The organism is Vibrio sp. TH_r3, from assembly GCF_033101115.1.
Lineage (GTDB): Bacteria > Pseudomonadota > Gammaproteobacteria > Enterobacterales > Vibrionaceae > Vibrio.
On record NZ_JAWMPW010000001.1, the window covers coordinates 52205 to 73953 of the forward strand.

19 protein-coding genes are annotated in these 21749 nt (G+C 39.6%); 4 read left to right on the top strand and 15 right to left on the bottom strand.

Going from position 1 to position 21749, the window contains the following annotated elements:
• Positions 1-90: 90 nt before the first annotated feature.
• The 4 genes from R3X26_RS00235 to R3X26_RS00250 form a co-directional block, all read right to left on the bottom strand.
• The gene (locus R3X26_RS00235) at positions 91-1161 is read right to left on the bottom strand and encodes a TIGR01620 family protein (protein ID WP_317715112.1); all 1071 of its coding nucleotides are present in this window, start codon (positions 1159-1161) and stop codon (positions 91-93) included.
• Positions 1158-2546 carry a YcjX family protein gene (locus tag R3X26_RS00240; RefSeq protein ID WP_317715113.1) on the bottom strand — a complete coding sequence of 463 codons (1389 nt, stop codon included), beginning with the start codon at positions 2544-2546 and terminating at the stop codon, positions 1158-1160. Before R3X26_RS00240 ends, R3X26_RS00235 begins: the two co-directional genes overlap by 4 nt.
• 220 nt (positions 2547-2766) lie before the next feature.
• A complete protein-coding gene (locus R3X26_RS00245) occupies positions 2767-2952 on the bottom strand; it encodes a hypothetical protein (RefSeq protein ID WP_317715114.1) in 186 nt (61 codons plus the stop codon).
• Between the two features lie 200 nt (positions 2953-3152).
• Entirely contained in the window at positions 3153-4667 is a 1515-nt protein-coding gene (locus R3X26_RS00250) for a fumarate hydratase (protein ID WP_317715115.1), read from the bottom strand.
• 139 nt (positions 4668-4806) lie between these two features.
• Between R3X26_RS00250 and pabB the strand changes: the two genes are divergently transcribed.
• From pabB to R3X26_RS00270, 4 genes are all read left to right on the top strand, one after another.
• Positions 4807-6177, top strand: coding sequence for an aminodeoxychorismate synthase component 1 (gene pabB, locus R3X26_RS00255; protein ID WP_317715116.1), 1371 nt, complete (start codon positions 4807-4809; stop codon positions 6175-6177).
• Between the two features lie 137 nt (positions 6178-6314).
• On the top strand, positions 6315-6932 hold the full coding sequence (locus R3X26_RS00260; protein ID WP_411572369.1) for a CoA pyrophosphatase: 618 nt from the start codon (positions 6315-6317) through the stop codon (positions 6930-6932).
• Positions 6933-7167: 235 nt separating this feature from the next.
• Positions 7168-8568, top strand: a complete 1401-nt coding sequence (asnS, locus tag R3X26_RS00265; protein ID WP_317715117.1) for an asparagine--tRNA ligase — start codon at positions 7168-7170, stop codon at positions 8566-8568.
• A 288-nt stretch (positions 8569-8856) separates the two neighbouring features.
• Positions 8857-10047, top strand: a complete 1191-nt coding sequence (locus R3X26_RS00270; protein WP_317715118.1) for an amino acid aminotransferase — start codon at positions 8857-8859, stop codon at positions 10045-10047.
• 71 nt (positions 10048-10118) lie between these two features.
• Here R3X26_RS00270 and R3X26_RS00275 read toward each other — a convergent pair whose 3' ends face one another.
• The 11 genes from R3X26_RS00275 to R3X26_RS00325 all read right to left on the bottom strand — a co-directional run bounded on the left by R3X26_RS00275 (position 10119) and on the right by R3X26_RS00325 (position 21746).
• Entirely contained in the window at positions 10119-10757 is a 639-nt protein-coding gene (locus R3X26_RS00275; protein WP_317715119.1) for a response regulator transcription factor, read from the bottom strand.
• Entirely contained in the window at positions 10742-12118 is a 1377-nt protein-coding gene (locus R3X26_RS00280) for a cache domain-containing protein (RefSeq protein WP_317715120.1), read from the bottom strand. Before R3X26_RS00280 ends, R3X26_RS00275 begins: the two co-directional genes overlap by 16 nt.
• Positions 12119-12219: 101 nt before the next feature.
• Positions 12220-13503: a TRAP transporter large permease subunit gene (locus R3X26_RS00285; RefSeq protein ID WP_317715121.1), complete on the bottom strand. Its 1284-nt coding sequence runs from the start codon at positions 13501-13503 to the stop codon at positions 12220-12222.
• Complete coding sequence (locus R3X26_RS00290) at positions 13500-14042, bottom strand: TRAP transporter small permease subunit (RefSeq protein ID WP_317715122.1); 543 nt, start codon at positions 14040-14042, stop codon at positions 13500-13502. Before R3X26_RS00290 ends, R3X26_RS00285 begins: the two co-directional genes overlap by 4 nt.
• 132 nt (positions 14043-14174) lie before the next feature.
• Positions 14175-15275, bottom strand: coding sequence for a TRAP transporter substrate-binding protein (locus R3X26_RS00295; protein WP_317715123.1), 1101 nt, complete (start codon positions 15273-15275; stop codon positions 14175-14177).
• A 434-nt stretch (positions 15276-15709) separates the two neighbouring features.
• Positions 15710-16087, bottom strand: a complete 378-nt coding sequence (locus R3X26_RS00300) for a MarR family transcriptional regulator (protein ID WP_317715124.1) — start codon at positions 16085-16087, stop codon at positions 15710-15712.
• Positions 16088-16447: 360 nt separating this feature from the next.
• Positions 16448-17101, bottom strand: coding sequence for an MBL fold metallo-hydrolase (locus R3X26_RS00305; RefSeq protein WP_317715125.1), 654 nt, complete (start codon positions 17099-17101; stop codon positions 16448-16450).
• A 66-nt stretch (positions 17102-17167) separates the two neighbouring features.
• Positions 17168-17770 carry a DUF882 domain-containing protein gene (locus R3X26_RS00310; protein ID WP_317715126.1) on the bottom strand — a complete coding sequence of 201 codons (603 nt, stop codon included), beginning with the start codon at positions 17768-17770 and terminating at the stop codon, positions 17168-17170.
• Positions 17771-17934: 164 nt separating this feature from the next.
• A complete protein-coding gene (locus R3X26_RS00315) occupies positions 17935-19497 on the bottom strand; it encodes a murein L,D-transpeptidase (protein ID WP_317715127.1) in 1563 nt (520 codons plus the stop codon).
• A 124-nt stretch (positions 19498-19621) separates the two neighbouring features.
• Entirely contained in the window at positions 19622-20728 is a 1107-nt protein-coding gene (locus tag R3X26_RS00320) for a DUF1513 domain-containing protein (RefSeq protein WP_317715128.1), read from the bottom strand.
• Positions 20718-21746, bottom strand: coding sequence for an imelysin family protein (locus tag R3X26_RS00325; RefSeq protein WP_317715129.1), 1029 nt, complete (start codon positions 21744-21746; stop codon positions 20718-20720). Before R3X26_RS00325 ends, R3X26_RS00320 begins: the two co-directional genes overlap by 11 nt.
• Positions 21747-21749: the final 3 nt, after the last annotated feature.

The window sequence follows — 21749 nt, forward strand, 5'->3', positions numbered from 1 at the left end:
AAAGTTGACACCAGTTTGTATTAACACCTTTACGCAGTCAAGTTGATAAATACAAACTCAGTTGATTATCTGAACGTTCAAAAAAGACCGCTATAACGTCTTTTTGAGTTTAGTAAGCAACAGCTTTCTGATTTCACCAAGACGAACTTTACTATCTTGATTCCAAGGAATAGGACGCAAAAGTGCCATAGCACGAATACCTAATCGTGCAGTTAAGATCCCAACACCAAACCCTTGAGCGACTCGAGCAGACACTTTTCCTGCTAAATCCATAGATAGTAAATCAATACTGGCATCAGTCGCCACTTCACTTGCACCTGCTGCCGCCATGTTGGTTAGCACTAATTTAAACAACTGTATGCGCGACCAATAACCCAGTTCAACACCATAGATTTCGGCAAGTTGATCAATAAGCTTAAAATTACGCCAAGCGACTAACAGTATGTCGGCCACAGCTAATGGACTTACTGCAACTAAAACCGCCGCTTCTGTCGACAATTTAGCCACAATTTTTTTAGCTTGTTCATCTTGCTGAGCAACCACCATACCTTCATACATATGCAAAATTTCAGCATCATTGTGTGTTTCATTGATGGCTTTTTCCCAACGAACAAAATTCGGATTTTCATCACTTACACCGGCTTGCTCGGCTAATTTTTGACAAAACGATTTCCCTTGTCCAAAACCTGAACTATGTAATAACGATTCGCTCTGTTCATGAATGGAAAAATGGTGTCGTAAACGACGTAATTTCAATAACTCTCGGCCTATGGCGGTAATACCTAACCCTGCTAAACCAGCGATAAATGCCGTCCACCCTATCGCCAGCCAATCTGATGACTGTATTGCAGAGTAAATAGAATCTATGGTTTGCCACGCAATTAATCCGGAAAACGTCATAACCATTGTCGATACCAACCAACGTTTTTTAGCTTTAGGACGAATAACATCCTCCAACTGACTTTCAACTGAATCGGAAAGTTGGTCTTGCTCAGCAGGGGTTGGAATAAATGCGACTTGTTGCTCAAATGTTGCTTTGGCTGTTAGCTCAATCTCTTCTGTCTCAGTTTGGTCTAGAGTTTTTTTCTCTTTATTTTGTTTATCTAAGGCGTCGTCTCTCAAATCATGGCTAAATACTTGTTTGGTTTTATATTCTGTCATTTGAGTTTATCTCCAATTAGATATTGCAACGCTTTATCTATTCTCACATGTTTTAAAGCCGTTTCGGGACCAGATTCCATCGGCCTAAAACTGGTAAATTCAAAGTTATTTTTTTGCCAATAATCTGCTTTAGGCAGTTTTTTAGGTACCTCTCCTGGATAAAGTGTTATTGGCTCACCACTTAAAGTTGTGCCTTGTAATGCAGGAATATTGTCGTCTCCATTGGAAATAAAACCGGCGGTAGTCGCTTTAATTGAAGAGAGCGTCATACATTCCATTGCTATATTTTCAAAAGCAGCATGCTGCCATGAAGGATGAATCATTTGTTGCAGAAGAGAAAGCAAGGAAGCATGTTGATCGGGCGTGACGTGATCAGCTTTGGTGCTCGCAAATAACACTCTATCGATTCGCGGAGAAAACATTCTTTTCAATAAAGAACTACGACCATAACGAAAACTTTTCATAATTTGTTCTAAAGCACTTTTCATATCGTTGAACGATTCATGGCCAGCGTTCAATGGTTGTAAACAGTCTACTAGCACTATTTGTCTATCAAACGTTGAAAAATAATCACGATAAAAACGCTTAACAACTTTGCTTTGGTATTCTTTATATCGCGCTCTGAGCATGCCATACAACGAATTACTTGCTACTTGTTTTAGCTCTTGTTCACTTGCTTTAAAAAGCAAAGGGAAAAATTGTAGTACCGGTGCATCTTTTAGTTCTCCCGGTAACACAAAACGTCCCGGTTGCACCCAATGCAATCCATTGGCTTTGCAGTCGTATAAATATTGGGTATAGGCTGCTGAAATTCGTTCTATTTGCTTTTCATTTGCATCCGAAAGTGGATCAAGATCTTGCAATGTTGAAAGCCATTCTTGAGCCAATGACGCTCTTATACCAGTCAACGAATCGAATTGAGTCTGGCTCCATTGTTCAAATGTCATATTTAACAACGGCAGGTCTAATAACCATTCTCCCGGATAATCAATAATATCTAAATAGAGCATAGAGGAATCTGTCAGTAACCGTTTTGCGCCTTTGCTAGGCTTATATCTCAATGCTAATCTAATTTCGCTGACATCGGTTGTCGGTTCTGGCCATTCAGGCAGATCAGATTGTAATGACTCAATCGCATTATCGTAAGCGAAACGTGGCACTAGCATATTATTTTGTGGCACCCTTTTGGCACCGATAAGCTTTTTGTCTCGTGCTGCGGTGAACAATGGCAAATTATCGTCGGTAGAAATATGCAGCAATTGGTTGGTCAATGAAGTAATAAAAGCCGTTTTACCCGCTCGTGAGAGCCCAGTCACGGCCAAACGCAAATGGCTATCCATGCCACGACGAAAAAGATCATTCACTTCTTGACGAATTTTCTTCATTGATTCAGTTACCCCTTATAATAACAACGGAAAGTGGACAAATGGATAAATAATAACTGTATACAAAACTAATTGATGTTGTAACGATATTGAGTTTTTCACACTATAGATATTTTGTACAAAGTGTTTATACGACAGAGTAATAGACAAGGATATAGAAAGGAAAAAAACTAAAATGGCCATTCAATCGAGCGGTCATTTTAGTTTTCATAGCAAAAAATTAATCATCTTCTATCAGTTTGTAAATGACAAACAATGACAATTCAAGCAGCAATGTTGTTACGACACTTATCATCACCCACTGCTGACTAAACACGCCAATGCCATGTAAAATTAAATCTCTTACAACAAAGAAGCCAACAATAATGGCAATAACTATCTGTAAAAACTGGACAAAACGAGGCATTTATATTCCTTCCTTGTTATTTATTTTCGGCTATAACTGTCTTTAAGCAGCGATGAATAACCTGTTATGCTCAAACGGTTGAGTCTCAAACTGCATTTAGATAATAGTATTTAAACAGCGACTCTATTTATTAAATACCATACCTTTGATAAATCAAGAAAAAACGTAAGTTTCCTCACGTTTTTTCAGATATAAGAACATTATTTAGACGCTTCCGCGATTTTTACCTTCCATGTATCTGGGCCAATTTGATGAGCATTGGCGCCACGAGAATCAACCGCAACGGTTACCGGCATATCTTCTACATCAAACTCATAAATAGCTTCCATACCCAGTTCTTCAAAAGCAACTACTCTTGCCTTTTTAATGGCTTTCGCCACCAAATAAGCCGCGCCGCCAACGGCCATCAGATAAACAGCTTCATGTTGTTTAATCGATTCAATCGTCGCCGGACCACGCTCTGCCTTACCGATCATGCCCATTAAACCTGTTTCTTCCAACATCATGTCGGTAAACTTGTCCATTCGGGTGGAGGTTGTTGGACCGGCAGGGCCGACCGCTTCATCACCAACAGCATCAACTGGACCAACGTAGTAAATAAACTTGCCTTTAAAATCGACACCATCAGGTAAACCTTCACCACTTTCTAGCAGACTTTGAATGCGCTTATGCGCCGCATCACGTCCGGTTAGAATTTTTCCGGTTAATAATACTGTCTCTCCGGTTTTCCATTGTTTAACTTGTTCTTTGGTCACTTCATTTAGGTTTACACGACGAGTGTTTTCACCAGCTTCCCACGTAATTTGAGGCCAATCTTCCAATTTAGGTGGTGTCAATTCCGCAGGCCCCGTTCCATCAAGTGTAAAGTGTGTGTGGCGAGTTGCCGCACAATTTGGGATCAAACAAACAGGTTTAGACGCCGCGTGAGTAGGCGCTGTTTTAATTTTTACGTCGACAACGGTAGTTAAACCACCAAGACCTTGCGCGCCAATTCCCAGTTTGTTTACGCGGTCGAAAATATCTAATCTTAGTTCTTCTTCTGCATTAGATGGACCACGTTCTATCAATTCTTGAATGTCGATGTGTTCCATTAATGACTCTTTAGCCAATACCGCTGCTTTTTCAGCCGTACCACCAATGCCTATTCCTAACATACCTGGAGGACACCAACCTGCCCCCATTGTCGGCAAGGTTTTTTCTACCCATTCGGCAATATCGTCGGATGGATTTAACATCACCATTTTAGTTTTGTTTTCAGAACCGCCGCCTTTAGCCGCTATTTGTACATCAACTTTATCGCCTGGAACCATATTAATATGTACTACCGCTGGCGTGTTGTCTTGGGTATTGATTCGCTTGCCCGCTGGATCAGAAAGAATAGAGGCTCGCAGCGGATTATCTGGGTTGGTATAAGCTTGACGAACGCCTTCATCCACCATCTCTTGTACCGTCATATCACTGTCCCACTGAACCTTCATTCCAATGTTAACAAAACATGTGACGATACCTGTGTCTTGACAAATTGGACGTCGCCCTTCGGCAGACATTCGTGAATTAATAAGGATCTGTGCCATCGCATCTTTGGCTGCTTGGCTCTCTTCTTTCTCGTAGGCTTTTTCAAGGGCTTGTACGAAATCCAGTGGATGATAATAAGAGATATATTGAAGTGCATCAGCAACACTGCTGATTAAATCTTGTTTACGAATGACTGTCATTGCTTGCCTCTTTTATTTCGTTATGTATTCAGAAGATGAGTCACCATCAAGTGAATATTATTTAATTTTTAAATTATGATACTCTTGCTAACAAGTTAGCGCCATTCAGTGATTAAAGCCTTTGTCACAAATTAAACAAATGAACAACGATAAAAAACACGATATCAAAACAATGCCACTCGACTATCATCGTCAACTGGCCAACGCATTTTTTGCTCCCATTGCTAATAAGCCATGGTCAATGCTACTTCGATCAGCTTCCTCGGCTCATCCAGATAGCCGCTACGATATTCTAGTCGCTCAGCCAATCGCGACTTTAGTGACCATTGATAACCAGACTACCATTAAAGTTGGTCAATCTGTAAAACGTTCGGCTGACGATCCGTTTACGCTTATTCAGCAGCAAGTCAACTCGTTATTACCTACTGTTTCCAATAATAACTTAAATTTACCCTTTATTGGCGGGGCGCTTGGTTACTTTGGTTACGATTTAGGACGACGAGTGGAGTCGCTGCCTAATCTAGCAGAAAAAGATATTGACGCTCCAGATATGGCGGTGGGTATCTACGATTGGGCTATTATCGTTGACCACCAAGAACAAAAAGCTTGTATGGTCGGTGACAACCTAAATTTTCATCTGCGCTGGCTTCAAAGTCAGCAACAGACGCAAGACACTTTTGAGCTTACATCAAGTTGGCATTCCAACATGTCAAAACAAAGCTATACAGCCAAGTTCGATAAAGTAATGGGCTATTTACTTTCTGGTGACTGCTACCAAATTAACCTAGCCCAACGTTATCATGCACAATACAAAGGCTCACTTTGGCAAGCCTACCAGCAGTTAGAACATCATAATCAAGCGCCTTTTTCTGCATTTATCCAATTGGAAAATGCCACCGTGCTAAGTGTTTCTCCTGAACGATTTTTACAGATACAAGATCAAAATATAGAAACTAAACCGATTAAAGGCACCAGACCAAGATCAAACAATAAAATTCAAGATATGGCCAATGCCTCTAGTCTTGCGACAGCGGAAAAAGATCAAGCAGAAAATTTGATGATTGTTGACCTGCTGCGCAATGATATTGGGAGAGTAGCTGAACCCGGTTCGGTTGATGTACCAGCACTGTTTCAAATAGAAAGTTTTCCCGCTGTTCATCACCTAGTCAGCACAGTAACAGCGAAACTAGACAGTAATTTCAGTGCCATGGATTGTCTAAGAGCATGTTTCCCCGGAGGTTCAATTACGGGTGCGCCCAAGGTTAGAGCGATGGAAATCATCGAAGAACTAGAGCCGCATCGGCGTAATATTTATTGCGGTAGTATCGGTTATATCAGTCGTTGTGGAAAAATGGATACCAGTATTACTATTCGAACCTTGGTTGCAGAAAACGATTCTATTTATGCTTGGGCTGGGGGGGGATTAGTGGCGGACAGTAATGCGGAAAGTGAATACCAAGAAACCATCGATAAGCTCAGTAAAATACTCCCTATACTGGAAAACCTCTAACTGGTCGGTTTACAGGAGCATTTAGTCTGTGAAGACGGATCGGTTTATAAGACTGGCAGGTTAATTTAAATAATTGGCTGGTCAAACCAATAGTGTATAGAAATAGCTATTAAGCTAATGGAAAAGGAAATATAGGCATGGATCGTTCAACACTCTTAACCCACTTTAATTTGTATCTACCAGTCGATTACCATGCCGAATCACTACAACGACTGAAAAACATGCAAACAGAGACATTACGGCCTGCGGCGGTGTTAATCGGTTGTGTTGAACGAGCCAACGGTTTAAATATTATTTTAACTAAGCGAGCCCGTCATTTACGCCATCATCCGGGACAAATTAGCTTTCCAGGCGGTAAGCTTGAGAAAACCGATACGTCACTGGTGCATACTGCTATTCGAGAGTCGGAAGAAGAAATTGGTCTACAATCCGATTGGATCGATATTATTGGTTCATTACCCCCCCTTATGACGTTTAGTAAGTTTATGGTAACACCAATTATCGCTTTGATAGATCATCGTTACCAAACCAAAATTGATCGAAATGAAGTGGAAACTGTTTTTGAAGTGCCTGCTAGCCATCTATTCGATATTAGACAATTGTATAGCCAGATTTTTCAATTCAAATCTTATTCGCATCGTGTATTTGCCATTCCATACAAACAACATTTTATATGGGGTGTCACCGCACAAATTATTCAAGCGCTTCAATTGCAGTTAGCAAGCTCCTCAATTGAGCTTAAAAGCAACATTTAGCGCATAGCAGACCTATTTACACAGCAGCTTTTTACCTTTACTCGCATATTTTGTACTCAGTTGTTGTTTATTTTCATTTTTTCTTGGTTTATTTGTCATTTATGCTTGAAGCTATTCATGTGACAGGTAATATCTCACCTTGAATAAAAATATGACACTTATTAGCTGCGATGCTGATTTCGATATTATCCATCCTACTATTCGCATCTAATTCTTTATGGAGAATAAAATAAAAATGACTTACGCGCCTGTAAAAGACGTCTTAGGCGGAAAATTGACTGTTGACAGTGAAGTGACTGTTCGTGGTTGGATCCGTACACGTCGAGATTCAAAAGCTGGTATCTCTTTTCTTGCCATCTATGACGGCTCTTGTTTCGACCCGATTCAGGCCGTGGTCCCTAATAATTTAGATAATTATTCTAATGAAGTGTTAAAACTGACCGCTGGCTGTTCTGTTGAAGTAACAGGTACTATCGTAGAATCCCCTGCAAAAGGACAAGATTTCGAGCTAGCGGCAACAGCTGTTAAAGTTGTTGGTTGGGTTGAAGATGCCGACACTTACCCAATGGCTAAAACTCGCCATTCCATTGAATATTTGCGTGAAGTTGCTCACTTGAGACCACGTACTAATGTGATCGGTGCGGTTGCTCGTGTTCGTAACTGTCTATCACAAGCTATTCACCGTTTTTACCATGAAAATGGTTATTACTGGATGTCTGCCCCACTGATTACGTCATCAGATGCAGAAGGCGCAGGTGAAATGTTCCGTGTATCCACTCTTGATATGACCAACCTACCTCGCACCGACAAAGGCGATATTGACTATAACGAAGACTTTTTTGGTAAAGAGACCTTCTTAACCGTATCCGGTCAACTTAATGCCGAAGCGTATGCCTGTGCCTTGAGTAAAGTGTACACATTTGGTCCAACTTTCCGTGCAGAAAACTCAAATACTAGCCGACACTTAGCAGAATTCTGGATGGTAGAACCTGAAGTTGCTTTCGCCGATTTGGACGATGTAGCAAAACTAGCTGAAGATATGCTTAAGTATGTGTTTAACGCCGTACTTAATGAACGCAGAGATGATCTTGAATTTTTTGCTCAGCGTATTAATAAGCAAGCTATTTCACGCCTAGAACAGTTTGTTGATACCGACTTTGCGCAAGTTGATTATACTGATGCAATTCAAATATTGTTAGATTCAGGTAAGACCTTCGAATTCCCTGTTGAATGGGGTATCGATATGTCTTCTGAGCATGAGCGATTCCTAGCAGAAGAGCACTTTAAAGCACCGGTTATTGTAAAAAATTACCCTAAAGACATCAAAGCATTTTATATGCGTATGAATGACGACGGAAAAACCGTTGCCGCAATGGATGTTCTTGCACCGGGCATTGGTGAAATCATTGGTGGCTCTCAACGTGAAGAGCGTCTAGACGTACTAGATAACCGTATGAGAGAAATGAATATCGACCCTGAACACATGAGTTGGTATCGCGACCTTAGACGTTATGGTACGGTGCCACACGCTGGGTTCGGTTTAGGATTTGAACGTCTTGTTAGCTATGTAACAGGTATGTCTAACGTCAGAGATGTTATCCCATTCCCACGTACTCCAAGAAGTGCTAATTTCTAATTCGACGTAATTTAACGCTGTCTATACGTTAATTAACAAAAGAAGCTACTCATGTTATGAGTGGCTTTTTTATTGCTAAATCCCTCCCATTATTGAGAATGACACCCTGTAAAAAACAATAAATACTATTTCATTTAGCCTAAAAATAACCAGAATTCTGACTTACATCATTAATTTCCAGCAAATTAACTTTATTTGTGTTTTTCTGCTTTTTTACGGTTGTCAGCTTTCTTACATACAGGTATAAAGAAAGCAATCCATTACACATTCACACGGAAGAAAAAGATTATGTTTGAGAAAGTAAATGCCGCACCTGCTGACCCGATTCTTGGTCTCACTGAACTATTTAAAAAAGATACTAATCCAGAGAAAATTAACCTAGGCGCTGGTATTTATAAAGATGAACAAGGCACTACCCCTGTTCTTGCGACTGTAAAAAAAGCAGAAGCTGCATTACTAGAATCTGAAAAAACAAAATCTTATCTTACTATTGAAGGTACTGCCGAATACGGATTAGCAGTTCAAAAACTGCTGTTTGGTGCCGATGCTGAAATTGTTAGCTCACAAAGAGCTAAAACAGCGCAAGCACCTGGAGGAACGGGTGCGTTGCGTGTTGCTGGTGAATTTATTAAACGTCAACTCGGTTCACCAAAAATTTGGATAAGCAACCCAACATGGGCTAACCATAATGGTGTATTTACTGGTGCAGGGTTAGAAACTGTACAATACAGCTATTACAACGCTGAATTAAAAGAGAAAGATTTCGCTGGTATGGTTGCCGATCTATCAAAAGCCTCAGAGGGCGATATTGTGTTATTGCACGGTTGTTGTCATAACCCAACAGGAATCGACCCTACACTTGAAGAGTGGCAAGAATTAGCGAAACTTTGTGCAGATAAAAAACTTATCCCATTATTCGATTTCGCATATCAAGGTTTTGCCAAAGGTGTGGAAGAAGATGCGGCAGGTCTACGAGCATTTACTCAATACAATAAAGAAATGTTGGTTGCGAGTTCATTCTCTAAAAACTTTGGTCTGTATAATGAACGTGTTGGTGCATTTACTCTTGTGGCAGAATCTAATGAAATCGCAACGACGGCATTCTCACAAGTAAAAGCCATTATTCGCTCAATCTACTCTAACCCACCAGCACATGGTGCGGCAGTGGTTACGACTATCTTGAACAATGCTGAACTTAGAGCAGAATGGGAACAAGAAGTAGCGGAAATGCGAGACCGTATTCAAGAAATGAGAACATTATTTGTTGATACATTAAAAGCAGAAGGCGTAACTAAAGACTTTAGTTTCATTGCACGTCAAAACGGCATGTTTTCATTTTCTGGTCTAAATAAAGATCAAGTAGAACGCCTTAAAGAAGAGTTCTCTATTTATATAGTTGGTTCAGGTCGCGTAAGTGTCGCGGGCATGACTAAAGCTAATATGGGACCACTTTGTAAAGGTATTGCCGCGGTTTTATAGCCAACGCGCTTAAATCAAATTTGAACAACCCAAAGGTCGGCATTTGCCGACCTTTTTAATAGGCTATATGTTTAATTAACCAATCCATTCTCGACTGCGTATTTGGCCATTTCGGCGGTAGAATGAATATTCAGCTTATGCTTGATATTTTGTCGGTGAGTTTCTACTGTGCGATAACTTATGCTCAATAACGTAGCAATTTTTTTACTGCTACTGCCCTGCGCAACTAACTTTAAAACCGCTTCTTCGCGTCGACTTAACGGATTTGCTTTTGGCGCTGATGGAATAATTTGTTCCGCAAACAAAGTTTGAGTTGTCGATTCACAAAAGTAAGTTGAACCTAAATTCACAGTTTTAATCGCTTGAACCATTTTAATCGCTGAAATTTCTTTTAGCATGTAACCCACCGCACCCGCTTGCATTACATTCATAATGTATTCACGGTTATCATGCATCGTCAGCATCAATACTTTTACTTTTGGGTGTTCTTCTTTTATCAACTGAGTTGCTTCTATACCATTCATTACTGGCATACTGACATCCATCAAAACCACATCAGGCTCAAATTGTTTGACTAACTCTATCGCTTTCAAACCATTGGATGCCGTAGCCACGACTTTAATTTCTGGTTCAAGTTCTAGTCTAGCCATAAATCCTTCGAGCACGACTTGATGGTCATCTACAATTATTATTCTTATCGCTGTTTCCATACCATTAACCCATCCAAATTAAGCAATACTGTAATTTCCGTACCAAGCTGCGGTTCACTCGATAACTCAAATTCGCCACCAATAAATTCGACTCTTTCACGCATATTGCGCAAACCAATGCCATTTTTCACCGAAACGTCTGATTCATTAAACCCTTTACCATCATCGCGAATAATCAGTTGCAGCATGTCACCTAACTGGCTCAGAATAACGGTAATCTTAGACGCTTGTGCGTGTTTTTCTATATTGGTTAACGATTCTTGCGTCACTCGATACAAGGTGGTCGCAATTTCTGAATGCAATTTGCCTTGTTGAGTATCAAATACAGTTTCTATTTCAATTTCTGTATGTAACTTAAAATCTTTTAGTAACGTCGTTAAAGCCGCTTCTAAGCCAATATCATCTAAAGCACTCGGCCTCAAGTTATGAGATATTCTTCTCACCTCATTAATCGCCATTGATAAAGAACGTTGAGACTTTACGATATGTTGATTAAGGTCGTCACTCATTGCAATTGAATCTAGTTTATTATCGAGCAATTCCAAATGACACTTACTTGATACTAACAGTTGATTTATTCCATCGTGCAACTCTCGTGCTAGATGTTTTTTTTCATCTTCTTGGAACATTACCGTTTTATGCGCCAACTCTTTTAAGTTTCGGTCAGCTAATCGATGTTCATGTAAATTAATTGCTAGCGTTAGCACAATAATCACAGCGACCGTAACGGCTAAAATAGAGACTACAGAGAAAAACGTGGTTTCAATATTGCTGTTCACCGTCTGCTGCATTTCAAGAACTTTAGTACTAATGTCTTCTATATATAAGCCTGTGCCAACTGTCCATTGCCATTTTTCCAACCAAGTGACGTAACTGAGCTTCTGCACCACTTCGTTAGTCGAAGGTTTTTGCCATAAATAGTGATGAAAGCCTCCACCCGATTGAGCCTTAAATAGCAGAGCTTCAATAAGAAAATCACCGTTATTATCTTGCAGATCAATAAGGTTCTGACCAACTAGAGATGGCAAGATAGGATGAACCAGATTTGTCCCATTTTTGTCATAAACAAAGAAGTAGCCGTCACTGCCGTAACTCAATTGATTTAATATTTTTTTGACTTGATTTTTAGCTTCATTCTCCGTTAGACGGGTGCTTTGATAGATAGGGTCAATAGCACTAATGGCCATATCAATGCTATCTTTCAATGCGGATTCACTAGCTCGAATCAAGTTTTCACGAAATATTTCGACCTCTTTATTACCGAGAGATTTGGCTTGAAAAATAGAAATCCAACTAATGCTCGCTGAAACCATTATCAACGGAATAAGTGTTAATAAGATTAATTTTACTTTGAGATGCATTGTATTCCTTGAATAAAAAAGCCGCTCATCAGTAGGAGCGGCTTCATCATATCAAGTTATGTTAACAAATTGTAATTACATGCTTTTAAGCTCGTATTTGATCACATTCCGTAGAAACTTGGGAAAATCAAAATACTGATTAACACCGCCATCTGGATCAAAATAAAGGGTAAAACACCACGATAAATATCGGACGTTGTGACACCTTTAGGTGCTACCCCCTTCAAATAAAACAAACTAAAGCCAAAGGGCGGGGTTAAGAAAGAGGTTTGGAGGTTCATCGCGATTAAAATAGCAAACCACACCATATTAATGCCCATTAGCTCAGCAACGGGTGAAATAATCGGCACAATAATAAAACAAATTTCAACGAAATCAATAAAGAAACCTAAGACTAAAATAACCAACATAACGATGATTAAGAAGCCCCATTTTTCACCCGGTAGTTCCAGCATCCACTCTTCAACCAGAAGGTCGCCACCAGTATAACTAAATGCCATTGAAAAAGCGGTTGCACCAAGAAGTATTGCGAATACCATGGCCGTAACTTTAACAGTTTCTTTAGAGGCATCGTAAACCATTCTGAAGCTGAATTGCTTATACAATAGTGACAATACGATTGCGCCCATACCACCCAACGCAGCAGATTCTGTCGGCGTCGCGATCCCTGCAAAAATAGACCCAAGCACAACCACAATCAAAGCCAATGGTGGAATGACTGCTTTCAATGCGGTAATCACTTCTTGCTTACGAGATATACTAGAATCTCGTTCAAGAGGCTGAGCGGCTTCTGGATTGAGTTTAGCGTATATCAAGATATATATCACATACGCTGCAACTAAAACAAAACCTGGGCCAATTGCGGCATGGAATAAATCACCAACTGGCACACCTAGAACATCACCTAATAAAATCAATACAATAGACGGAGGAATAATCTGCCCTAACGTACCGGAGGCACAGATAGTGCCACAAGCTAGGCCCTTATCGTAATTATATTTAAGCATCACGGGCAAAGAAATTAGCCCCATTGCAACAACTGATGCTCCAACGACACCTGTTGATGCTGCAAGCAACGCACCAACCAAAACAGTAGAAATTGCGATGCCACCTTTCACCCCACCAAATAAACGCCCCATCGACTCTAAAAGTTGTTCAGCCAATTTGGTTTTTTGCAATACTAACCCCATAAAGACAAACAGGGGTACTGCCATTAGTACCGTATTCTGCATGATCGATTGAATGCGATAGGGCATAAAAGCAAACATGTCGAACCCTTCGGCCCAGACGCCAAATAGCAGTGCAATACCACCGAAAGTGAAAGCAACAGGAAACCCAAGTAATAACGCCAACAAGGCAACTACAAACATGACGATACCGATCATGACTCACTCCCCTGAGATTCTTGAACCATTCTGTTAGGACGAATAATATTATTGAGGGAGCGTAACAATAGCCCTACTCCGCTAACCGCCATAAATAAAAAGCACAGTGGGATCATAGCTTTTATTATCCAGCGATATGGAAGCCCACCTGGATCGCCCGAGGTTTCCCCTAATGCATAACTCTCTTTCGCGAAATCAATTCCATACCAAGCTACCAATAAACAAAAAGGCAGTAATAAAAAAATTGTACCAAGCAGGTCGATAATTGATTGCGCTCTTACTGATAATCTTTCGTAAATAATATCAACTCTAACATGTCCCGCAGCACGAATAGCATAAGGAACACCAAGTAAAAATACCGCCGAAAATAAGTGCCATTCTAATTCTTGGAAAGCGATAGAGACATCATTGAATGCATAGCGCATAACAACATCATAAACGACATTAATAACAAGAAGAATAAATAATACACTGGCTATGACGCCTAATAGATCACCTATACGATTGAACATCTGTTCCATCTTGATCAGACTTCTCATTCCGTACTCCGTGGAATATATAATTAGAAAATATAACGCTGCCTAGTGGCAGCGTTCGCTATTATTATGGATTTCTACTCTATCTACTAGACCAAGCGGTTAGTTTTCTTGTTCTTTTTTGCCAATTTCCAATTATTTCGTCGCTGCTTGGCTATTTAGGTATGCTCGATGAGAAATATCAGTCCAAGAACGCACTTGTTTTAGGTAACTTGCTTGAGATTCTTGAATCTCTTTTGTTAATGGATCAGTCGCCGCATGCTCAGCTAAAAGTTTATCGTTCGCTGCGCGCATCGCTTTCATTACTTCTGGTGGGAAGTCTTTAACCTGAACATCAGGATATTCTGTTTTAATCGATACCCAGTTTTTTCCACTTTCATGCGTTGCTTGCGTGTACATATCATAAGCCGCAGTACGCATCGAAATTCTAAGAATTTCACGAAGGTCATCTGGCAATTTTTCCCATACACGCTTATTGACTAAAAACTGCAGTTCAGAACCTGGCTCGTGCCATCCAGTATAATAATAAGGTGCAATTTTATGGAATCCCATACGTAAATCTAACGATGGACCGACCCACTCTAATGCATCAATCGTTTTACGCTCCAAAGAGGTATAAAGTTCTCCCGGTGCAATATTGGTTGGTTTTGCGCCCAATTCCGCTAATACTTCACCAGCAAATCCTGGAATACGCATTTTTAACCCTTTGAGATCATCCAAGGTGTTAATTTCTTTTTGAAACCAGCCGCCCATTTGAATATCAGTGTTACCGCCAGGAAAAGACAGTAGGTTATGTGGCGAGTAGACTTTATCCATTAACTCCATACCGCCGCCATGATAAAACCATGCATACTGTTCAGATGGCGTCATACCAAATGGCATAGATGTGAAATAGAGTGTATTCGGTACTTTTCCCTTCCAATAATATGAGCCTGAATGCCCCATGTCATATTGGCCAGATTTCACCATATCAAACACACCTAATGGTGCTTTGTGTTTATTGGCTGAATCTATACGAATAACTAAGCGTCCGTTGGACATTTTCTCTGCCATCTCTGCCATGTTTTTAGTTGCATCACCAAAAACAGGAAAGTTTGGCCCCCATGTTTCAGCAAGTTTTAATCTATATACTTTATCTGCTGCTGTTGCACTCGTTGCAACCAAAACAGAACAAGCAGCGGCTACTATCGCTGTACCTGTAAATACTCGTTTCACTGATTTCAAAATTAGGCTCATCTCTACGTCCTTTGTGGTTTTATTCTTGCTTATTTTAAATAAGCAGAGTCAATAACAATGAACAATTTATGAATGCTATAAAATGAGAAAGAACACGCAGTAGAGTAAAATTTTTCGAGGTTAAAATACTTAAGTCGTACGTAGTTATACGTAATCTATATTGCACAAGAAATAGCAACCAATTGATTATAAAAGTTTAAAAATTAAAATATTTAACACGAGTTAATAATTTCACTTACGTAAATACCAATAGATAATTTAAATTATTTGTTACAAATATGTGATATCACGCAGTAAAACCTGACGAGAAGTCGAGTATTGATGAGAAGTTAAAACCAATAATGTAAAAATTTGATCATAAAACAGACAAAAGCCCCTTAAGGGGCTTTTGTCTGTTTTAACTTAACTTCAGCAATTTAGAACCTATGTTCAAATTAAATTGCTTTATAGTGCACTTTGTTACCAGAAAGTTGAATCTTCTCTACTAAATTTTCTTCTAACAATTTTTTGAGTGCACCTGTTGCCCAAGACGCCGCTTTTGCTTCTTCTTGACCTGCTTCTATTCCAATGCTCTTAGAGTTGATTCCTTGAGGCTGTTTTAGAACAATATCTAGGACTTGTTGTTGCTTAGGCGTCAAGCTTACCGATTTCGCTCGATCAGAAACAGTAGGTTTTGCTTCCGCTAGCATAGGCTCGGTTATTGATGCCGCTGAATTTAATATTTCTTTAGTTTTATTAGCCGTAGTAATAACAGTGGCTTTTAGTTGTTTTTGCAGTTTCATCTGCACTTTGCGTTTGTGAGCAAGTCTCATTTATATATTTCCCAAATTCACTACCTAAGCAAGTTTAAATCGTTAGCATTCGGTTTTAATCGACGTATTAACATCAGCAATTAAAGCGCCACTAAGTCACGTAAATAAGCAAAATAACGACAAGCTAGCGACCTAAATTTTAGTAGTAGTAAATAAATTATATTAGCGATAAAAAATAAAGGCGCATTTATAACAAAAACAGCACACTATTTATAGTACTAGCCATTAGCCAGATTAATAAATAAACAAATATGAATGTTTTTAATCATAACCTTGGGCGTTTTTTGAACTTACTTTTATTGAAATAAGAATTTCTATTATGGGTAAGTAATACTCACGCCCGGGTTATTTAAGGCAAGATTAGTAAAGCGGCATTTCGTCAGCGACAAATGGATTGGTTTTACGCTCTTTACCGAAAGTAGACATCGGTCCGTGTCCTGGCACAAATTCAACATCGTTACCAAGCGGCCAGAGTTTATTTTTAATCGAAGAGATAAGTGTAGCGTGGTCACCTTGAGGAAAATCACTTCTTCCTACGCCTCCGGCGAACAACACATCACCGACAAAAGAAATTTTTGCATTCGCGTTGTACAGTACAACATGACCAGGTGTATGACCGGGAGTGTGATAAACATCCAACGACAAGTTACCGAAAGAAATGGTATCCCCTTCTTCTAACCACTGCTGTGGTTCAAACGCCTCGGTAAGGGGAAAACCAAACATTTGACTTTGTCCCTCAAGCCCTTGCAACCAAAAATTGTCTGCTTTATGTGGACCAATAATATCAACAGATAGTGCCTCGGCGAGCTCTTGAGCGCCACCCACATGGTCAAGGTGTCCGTGAGTTAAAACTAAATTGACTACATCAACTTGTAATTCGTTGATCAGCATAATGAGTTGCTTAACATCCCCGCCAGGATCGATAACAATACCTTTCATGGTTTCATCGCACCAAACAATAGAGCAGTTTTGTGCGTAAGAAGTGACAGGGACGATTTGATATTTAAGACTCATAATTTTGCTCATATAATTAAACTAATAGCAAAACTATGACATTGCAGAGTGGATATTACAAGCGAGTTACCAAGTTCGAACGGGTCCTGTATCGATATGAACAAAATTACTGTTGGGATAGTATCCGACTCCACCCATGGCAAGCCCTCGAGCAGCATCACGTACGTCACTCAAACGCACCCCTTCTAAACGAAAATCCATTGCTTTACCTAACATATGGAAACTTTTTTTCGCAACACCACTATTATTTGACTTTGATCTCAATGCTTCATTGGTTGCAGGTGAACGATAACCAGAGATAATTTGAATTTCAGCATCGGTTTTCAACACACTTTGTATATTATGTAATTGAAGTATTAACTGTTCATCCATTTGATAAATTTCATTTTTTCTGAAATCACGGCAAATATGATTAATCTTACTAAATTCGCTTGTCGTTATCGTCTTATTGGCCGAAATGACTGTATTCAGCACTTCACCAGTATGCAAATTATTAAACCTCATCTCACCATTATTATGTAAGACTTGATTGAGCTGTGTCTGCTTAGTCGTTGATTTATTATCACTAATAAGGCTAGCAAATGCACTAGAAGGGATACAAACTGCAAACGCAGCTGTACCACTGACACGTTTCAAAAATTCACGGCGATCATTTTTTGTAAAAGACATATAAGAATTAGTTATTAAATTAACAGTTAATAAATTATTTTTGGCAAACTAGCCTATAAATCGAACAGCGTCAAACAAACGGATCACACTTAGCATCAAACACCGATTAAATAACTCGAATTGTCAGTAGTTTTATCAACGTTTTTATTAACCTAAGCCAACTGTCAATTTTGTGTTAAAACTAACGTTGATGGCACTTTGTCATAATCGTATATGTCTTTTCTATACTGGACAACGTCATCTTTAATCCATGCTGTTTGATACACTAAGTGGACAGGAATTTGCTGACGTAACGCAACTTTAGCACTAACTGGCGGGCCGATAGACTGTTTTGGCGGTTCAATACCTTGAACCTGCATTAAGGTCTTCGCAAATTTATCTGCATATTGCACTCGAATACAGCCGGCACTGAAGGCTCTATAGGTTTTATTAAATAAATATTTAGCTGGCGTATCATGTAAGTAAATAGCTCGTGCATTGGGTGTATTAAACTTCAATTCACCTAGTGCATTTTGTTTGCCTGGACCTTGCGTCATATTATAAGCAAAATTATCCGCTTCAATATTTTGCCAATCTATCGTACTCGGATCTATTTCCTCTCTGGTACGCCAGTTTTTAATCACTTTCATGTTCATACGGTCAAGATAAGTCTCATCCTTTTTGATTTTAGGAATAATATCTTCGCGAACTAATTTTTTAGGAACATTCCAAGATGGATTAAATATTAATGTATCCATTTTTATCGATAGCAATGGCGTTTTTCTTTTCTTATTACCTACAATAACTTTTGAAGTAAAACGCGTCTCGCCATCATGCCAATACGACAGATGAAAACTGGGCAAATTAACGATGATAATATTTTGTCTATCTCTCGGTATTAAGCGTGATCGTTCGGTATTTAAGGCTAATGAATGTAACCGTTGTTGCGGTGCGACGTTTATCCAATACAACGTTTCCTTACCTATAATACCGTCAGGTTTTAAACCATGCATTGTTTGAAACTGTTTAACCAATTGATACAGTTCATCATCAAATATCAATGAGGCTTCTGTGTTGGAAGTATACGTCAAACCAACCACATCTAATCTTGCTAATAATTGCGCTTTATTAAGTAATACATCGCCTTTACGCGCGACACCATCTTGTTGGTACTTGTCGATACCTGTGTCTATGGCATCGGTAAGTAAGGTTACGGCTTGTGTTAGCGAATCTCGATGTTCAGGTGTTGCATGTAATGCAGTAATAAAGTCACTCAACCTATTTTCATTGATAGTGTTAATGAGTGAGTGGATAAGAGCTGGCTCTAACTGAGTTATTGGCAATTGAATATTGTTGCCGTAGTACCACTCAGCTCCTTGTGCTGAGACTAACGAAACATAGTGCATGTAGTTTAATAAGGTATCTGTCGCCGTTACGTCATATTTGTACCATAAACCAGCATGTCTATACTGTTGTAAAGTAGTCAACCGCGATGAAAACAGCTCACTCAGGCCAGAGTAATGCATGATAATAAGCATAGACTCAAATTGCTGGCTAAGTGTCGGATCATGCCATATCAGTTGGAACTCTTCAGTCGCATAAACTTCCTTCACAATATCTGGATAAGTGATCTCTAAGGCGGTTTGATTGACAAAATCGATACTTTTAAGATCAGGTAGGTCTTCTAACGCTGTGGCTGACGCTGAAAACCATAAAACCCAAAACGATACGAACAGACGACACTTCATACTACAACCGTTTAATTACTCTTATAATTAAACTTAATATAGCATGTGGAATGCTTAAGCATAATAGAGCATGCAACAAACTGGATAACAAATTCTAGTATTTGCATTTATGATACTGTGCGAATTACCCTAACCTAGCTAAATGATTATCCCACAAGACCGATGTTTTATGCAGGTGACTGTCACCACTGCGACTAATTTCTGCCACCCTACCTGAACCTGAACTAACAAAGAAACCTTGCTTGTACTTAACGACACCCGAAGCTTCAGGAAGCACGTCAATTTCCAATAATTGATTATCCGCTAGCGACCAAATACCATAACAGTTCCCTCGAGGAGAAGTAGCTAACAGCAAATCGTCGACCACTTCGATACTGGCTATATAGTGATTAAAGCGAGCCCATTGCTCATCTTCCGCTTGTAAATGATAAAATGCTTGCCCTCTTTTGTGCACAGCAATTAATGGCGGAGTATCATCGGTATCTCCTCTGTATTGCTGACCAGAAATCACCATACTCGAACTAGGCGTACATAAATGCCGAATACTAAGCTTTTTATCGCTAAGACTTACTTGTTCTGATAACTGGCCTTTTGAATTAAAATAACACAGAGCAGGTAACATCGATTCAAGGTTGAGCGGCCTTCTACCATTGGTATGAACCCCACCAACAGCAACGACGATATCATCATTATCTAATACTCGAATTTCATGTGGGCCAATACCAAACCCAGTTAATTCTTCAACTTTTTTATAAGAATTTGTCGCATCATATACACCAATAATACCGGCACTGGTTTTTGATTCACCTTCGGTAACAAACAACCAATTTCCATCATTCGAATAGGCGCCATGTCCGTAAAAATGACGGTTAGGTTGGGCTGAAATAAAGGGTAAGCGTTCGCCAGTTACGTAATCTATTACTTGAAAAAACACGCCTGGCCTACGAGCAAATACCACCGCTTCAGTTTTCAATTGATTTGGAGACACGGCTATGCCGTGCCCTCTTGCAGGAAGAGTGATCGAATGAACAGGGGCGCCATTTTCAGAAGCAACAACCGCAGTATATTGACCACTGGAATCGACAGCGCAACCGATAAAAGCGCCTGTCCCAGTAACCTTGCGGCTGGTAGCAACCGTACTGCTAATAAGCGGCAATGCTTGTGACATAGGCGAAATGCTAGCCAACAACGCCGCTTTGATTAGATTTCGCCTAGTTGAATCAATCGCCATCAGTTGAATTGAACCCCACGACAACACCTAGGTTAACCGCTAGTTCTTCTGAAACTAAGTATTTAAGATATTCAAACTTGTTATAAACACTCAATATTTCACGGTAGCCATCTTTAGATTGTAGCGAACGAAATAAACTAGATTCTTCAGGCCAGTTTTCAGCAAGCAGATTAATTTGATTTTCAATTCGTGTGGCTAAGTCCGCATGTCCATGATTAATCAATGCTGCGTGCATACCATTACCATTGGCAAAATAGACCGCTTTAAACGATTCTACATTGCTTTGTAAGTTATCCAACGATGAATGAGAACGCCAAGATTCAGAAAAATACGGTCTAGGCTGGCCTATTTTCGCTAAAGGACGACTCAACTTCTTCATACTAAAATCTAGCTGATTTGATAACAAACTAACGTACTCTTGTGTCCACTCTTGCTCATCGAGTTCAACCCATGGATTCACATTCCATGCTTGAGCAATAAATGTGGCATTGTTATCAAGATTTTCACTGATTACGCTTGCCAATTGACACGTTGTTACACCGTCACTTGACAGTGGTGATTTAGGCTCAAAATACAGCCATTCAATTGCTCCTAATCCTTGTACGGTAACACTACTATTCGCAATGTCATCGACACTAATTGGTTTATTTTCGTTAACCAAATTTTGCATTTTTCGACCAGTGGTATTCTTTTTGTCTGGCCAAAACTGAATCGACCAATTCTTTTCTAAAGCCTCGATTGGACCTCTATCAAAACCTTGAAGACGATTCCAGTTAAGCATTGCAGAATGCCAGCTGTTTCTCACCTCTTGTATTGATTGGTTATTCGGAGCTTCACAATAGTGACTGATGCTGCCACTCAATTGCTTAGTCGATTGAGCAAATGCTGCACTTGAACCTTTAAATTCAAGATAAACGCTACGGCTACTATTTGTTGTAGAAAGAACATCTGTATCAGAGGTTCCCGCATGAACGCCGCCTATAAAAGTACTTAAAACTACAGGTAGTATAAAACGCATCTT

Coding starts and splice junctions, on each gene's coding strand:
- R3X26_RS00235 (WP_317715112.1), bottom strand. CDS start 1,161: ATGACAGAATATAAAACCAAACAAGTATTTAGCCATGATTTGAGAGAC.
- R3X26_RS00240 (WP_317715113.1), bottom strand. CDS start 2,546: ATGAAGAAAATTCGTCAAGAAGTGAATGATCTTTTTCGTCGTGGCATG.
- R3X26_RS00245 (WP_317715114.1), bottom strand. CDS start 2,952: ATGCCTCGTTTTGTCCAGTTTTTACAGATAGTTATTGCCATTATTGTT.
- R3X26_RS00250 (WP_317715115.1), bottom strand. CDS start 4,667: ATGACAGTCATTCGTAAACAAGATTTAATCAGCAGTGTTGCTGATGCA.
- pabB (WP_317715116.1), top strand. CDS start 4,807: ATGAACAACGATAAAAAACACGATATCAAAACAATGCCACTCGACTAT.
- R3X26_RS00260 (WP_411572369.1), top strand. CDS start 6,315: ATGGATCGTTCAACACTCTTAACCCACTTTAATTTGTATCTACCAGTC.
- asnS (WP_317715117.1), top strand. CDS start 7,168: ATGACTTACGCGCCTGTAAAAGACGTCTTAGGCGGAAAATTGACTGTT.
- R3X26_RS00270 (WP_317715118.1), top strand. CDS start 8,857: ATGTTTGAGAAAGTAAATGCCGCACCTGCTGACCCGATTCTTGGTCTC.
- R3X26_RS00275 (WP_317715119.1), bottom strand. CDS start 10,757: ATGGAAACAGCGATAAGAATAATAATTGTAGATGACCATCAAGTCGTG.
- R3X26_RS00280 (WP_317715120.1), bottom strand. CDS start 12,118: ATGCATCTCAAAGTAAAATTAATCTTATTAACACTTATTCCGTTGATA.
- R3X26_RS00285 (WP_317715121.1), bottom strand. CDS start 13,503: ATGATCGGTATCGTCATGTTTGTAGTTGCCTTGTTGGCGTTATTACTT.
- R3X26_RS00290 (WP_317715122.1), bottom strand. CDS start 14,042: ATGAGAAGTCTGATCAAGATGGAACAGATGTTCAATCGTATAGGTGAT.
- R3X26_RS00295 (WP_317715123.1), bottom strand. CDS start 15,275: ATGAGCCTAATTTTGAAATCAGTGAAACGAGTATTTACAGGTACAGCG.
- R3X26_RS00300 (WP_317715124.1), bottom strand. CDS start 16,087: ATGAGACTTGCTCACAAACGCAAAGTGCAGATGAAACTGCAAAAACAA.
- R3X26_RS00305 (WP_317715125.1), bottom strand. CDS start 17,101: ATGAGTCTTAAATATCAAATCGTCCCTGTCACTTCTTACGCACAAAAC.
- R3X26_RS00310 (WP_317715126.1), bottom strand. CDS start 17,770: ATGTCTTTTACAAAAAATGATCGCCGTGAATTTTTGAAACGTGTCAGT.
- R3X26_RS00315 (WP_317715127.1), bottom strand. CDS start 19,497: ATGAAGTGTCGTCTGTTCGTATCGTTTTGGGTTTTATGGTTTTCAGCG.
- R3X26_RS00320 (WP_317715128.1), bottom strand. CDS start 20,728: ATGGCGATTGATTCAACTAGGCGAAATCTAATCAAAGCGGCGTTGTTG.
- R3X26_RS00325 (WP_317715129.1), bottom strand. CDS start 21,746: ATGCGTTTTATACTACCTGTAGTTTTAAGTACTTTTATAGGCGGCGTT.